2 protein-coding genes are annotated in these 3,594 nt (G+C 69.3%); one reads left to right on the top strand and one right to left on the bottom strand.

The annotated features are described in order from the left end of the window. A partial coding sequence (locus U9979_RS07750) for an acyl-CoA dehydrogenase family protein (RefSeq protein ID WP_322778823.1) occupies window positions 1-1,163 on the bottom strand: 1,163 nt, incomplete at its 3' end. 120 nt (window positions 1,164-1,283) lie between these two features. On the opposite strand from U9979_RS07750, the gene U9979_RS07745 reads away from it, so the two are divergent. Beyond that, window positions 1,284-3,029, top strand: a complete 1,746-nt coding sequence (locus U9979_RS07745; protein WP_322778822.1) for a glycerol-3-phosphate dehydrogenase/oxidase — start codon at window positions 1,284-1,286, stop codon at window positions 3,027-3,029. The last annotated feature ends 565 nt before the right edge of the window (window positions 3,030-3,594 follow it).

Raw genomic sequence — 3,594 nt, 5'->3', positions numbered from 1 at the left:
AGCCCGAGGATCCGCTCGGCGACGATGTTGCGCTGCACCTGCGACGAACCGCCCCAGATCGTCACCGAACGCGACCACATGGCCTCCTGCTGCATGGCGCGCAGGTCGGTGTCGGGGCGCGGTCGGGCGAGCGTCGCCTCCGGACCGAGCAGGTCGTCGAAGGTCTCCCACAGGTCCTGGTGCGTGTGCGACCACTGCAGTTTGGTCACAGATGACCCGGCCCCGAGGTCCTCGCCCCGTTCGACCTGGGTGAGCACGTGCATGGAGCGGTAGCGCAGGCACTCGAGCTCGACCATCCGGCTGGCGAGCTGCTGGCGCAGGATCGGGTCGCCGGTGCGACCGAAGGTGGCCGCGGTGGCCACGATCTCGTCGAACTGCCGGCGCATGGCGGTGTACTGGACGATGCCGGAGGCCCCACGTTCGAACGACAGCAACAGCATCGCCGTTGACCAGCCGTTGCCGACCCCGCCGAGACAGTCACCGACCTTCACCCTGGCATCGGTGAAGAACACCTCGCCGAACTCGCTCGCGCCGCTGATCTGACGCAACGGCCGGGCCTGCACCCCGTCGGACCGCATGTCGATGAGCAGCATGGAGATGCCGCTGTGCCGCTGGGAGCCGGGTTCCGTGCGGACCAGCGCGAAGATCTTGTCCGCGTACACGGCATTGGTCGTCCAGACCTTCTGACCGTTGACGACGAACTCGTCACCGTCGAGCACGCCGCCGGTGCGCAGCGCCGCGAGGTCCGAACCCGCACCCGGCTCGGAGAAACCCTGGCACCAGATCACCTCGTTGCGCAGCATCGGGCCGATGATGTCGCGCTTCTGCTCGTCGGTACCGATCGCCATGACGGTGGGGGCGAGGAAGGCCAGCCCGAGGGCGTTGACCGTGTGTGGCGCCCCGGCACGCTGCGTCTCCTCGTCGTAGATCGCCTGCATGCCGGGCGTCCCGCCGCGCCCGCCGTACTCCCGTGGCCAGGAGATACCGGCGAAGCCTGCGTCGTATTTGCGGCGCTCCCAGTCCCTGCGCAGCTCGAACGCCGCCGCCTCGGGCATGGCCGACCAGAACGACCGGGACCGCCACCGCGGCGGGACGTTGTCCGCCAACCACGCACGCAGCTCCGCGCGGAACTGTTCCTCCTCGGGCGTGAACGTGAGGTCCATCAGGCGGCTCCTGCGGGCGGGCTGTGGGCAACGCGGCATGCGGAGTTTATTTGCAGCGGGCACGATGTGACGTGTGTCCGCGCCCTACCTTGCATCCGCGCTCCGGAAACGGGGAACACGATGATCGTTCCGGCACGGCTGAACCCCACCACCCGGGACGACGCCCTGCGCCAGATGGCGACCGACGTCGTCGACGTCGTCGTCATCGGCGGCGGCGTCACGGGTGCGGGGGTCGCGCTCGACGCGGCCACCCGCGGCCTGTCGGTGGCCCTGGTCGAGGCACGAGACCTCGCGGCCGGCACATCCAGCCGGTCGAGCAAGCTCATCCACGGTGGGCTCCGTTACCTCGAGCAGCGCAACGTGGCGCTGGTCGCCGAGGCGCTGCGGGAACGGGCGCTCCTGCTGGACACCCTGTGCCCGCACCTGGTGCGCCCGGTCCCGTTCATATACCCGATCACGCATCGGATGTGGGAACGCGCCTACGTCGGCAGCGGAATGCTGCTCTACGACACCCTCGGCGGCGGTCGCCGCAACGTGCCGCACCACCGCCATCTGAGCAGGCAGGCCGCGCTGCGCGCCGCACCGTCCCTGCGACCGGACTCCATGGTGGGGGCGATCCAGTACTGGGACGCCCAGGTCGACGATGCCCGCCACACCATGTTCGTCGCCCGCACCGCGGCCCACTACGGCGCCCTGATCGCCACCAGCGCCCGGGTGACGGGACTGCTGCGGGAGGGCGACCGGGTCAGCGGCGTCCGTGTCGACGACCTCGAGAACGGCGGGCAGATCGACGTCCGGGCCCGCCAGACCATCAACGCGGCGGGGGTGTGGACCGACGACATCCAGGCCATGGCCGGCGGTCGCGGTCAGCTGTCCGTCCGGGTGTCCAAGGGCATCCACCTGGTCGTGCCCCGCGACCGGATCCACTCCACCACCGGGCTGATCCTGCGTACCCGGACCAGCGTGCTGTTCGTGATCCCCTGGGGCTCGCACTGGATCATCGGGACGACCGACACGGACTGGAACCTCGACCTCGCCCACCCGGCAGCCAGCAGCGCGGACATCGACTACGTGCTGGAACACGTCAACCGGGTGCTGCGCACACCGCTGACCAACGAGGACATCACCGGGGTCTACGCCGGGCTGCGGCCGCTGCTGTCCGGCGAGTCCGAGGGCACCTCGCGGCTGTCCCGGGAACACGCGGTCGTCTCGCCGGTGTCGGGCCTGACCATGGTGGCCGGCGGGAAGTACACGACCTACCGGGTGATGGCCCGCGACGCGGTCGACTCGGCCGTCCATGGCATGAACCGGTACGTGCCGGCCTCGTGCACCGAGCGGATCCCGCTTCTGGGTGCCGAGGGCTACCAGGCGCTGTGGAACGCCCGGGAGACACTCGCCAACCGCAGCGGGCTGCACGTGGCCCGGGTCGAGCATCTGCTGGGACGCTACGGCAGCCTCGCCCGCGAGATCCTCGCCCTCATCGAGGAGCGCCCCGCACTTGGAGCGCCGCTGCGCGGGGCCAGCACCTACCTTGCGGCGGAGGCCGTGTACGCCGCGTCCCACGAGGGTGCCCTGCACCTTGACGACGTACTGACCCGCCGGACCCGGATCTCGATCGAAGCCTGGGACCGGGGCCTGGAGGCCGCAGCGCACGTCGCCGAGCTGGTCGGACCCGAGCTGGGCTGGGATCACGCGACCGCCGCCGCGGAGATCGAGCACTACCGGGCCCGGGTGGCGGCCGAACGCGAGTCCCAGCGGCAGGCCGACGATCAGACCGCCGACGCGGCCCGACTGGGCGCCCCGGACGTGCGCGGCAGCGGCCGGCTCCGGCCCGCCGCGCCCGAGCCTGCCCTGGGCCGCGGGTAGCGGGTAGCGCCAGGTCCGACAAAATACCCGCCGGCGACGCTCGCCAGCGGTCTGGAAAATGACAGCGAAAATGTCGCCGCGGCGCTGTACAGCCCGCACCGTCGTCCGATGACGGCGAGAAATGCGACGATTGCTCCGCGCTGTCTACCGAGGTCAAGAGCTACGCCCGGGGCTGTGGCAAACCCCCGAACTGCACCGAAAATACCTTTCTGGGAATTATCAGAATGGCCGTAGAAATAGTCCGTGTGACAACACGGCAGTCAACAAACATATGCCGGCCAACATATTTCCGGCTGGTAAACACACCGGTAACCTGTCACCATATCCGCTGACGCCGACCGGTGACCCAGGGCATGACCACTAGGCATGCGCGGCATGAGTGGTAGGTTCTCCAGGTAGCGAGACCCCATGTTCGCGGAACACCGGACCGGCCCGCCGTGCCTCCCGTTGCGGAGTCTGCCTCTTCTGGAGGTGTGTCTATATACAGATGCCTCGGCGCCGACCAGCAGGTTTGTCACGGCCCGGTTACGCACGAGGGTGAGCGACCTCAACAGGCGCCGTATTA

The organism is Protofrankia sp. Cas4 (genome assembly GCF_963555915.1).
Classification (GTDB): domain Bacteria; phylum Actinomycetota; class Actinomycetes; order Frankiales; family Frankiaceae; genus Protofrankia.
This window is presented reverse-complemented; position numbering and strand designations above follow the sequence as displayed.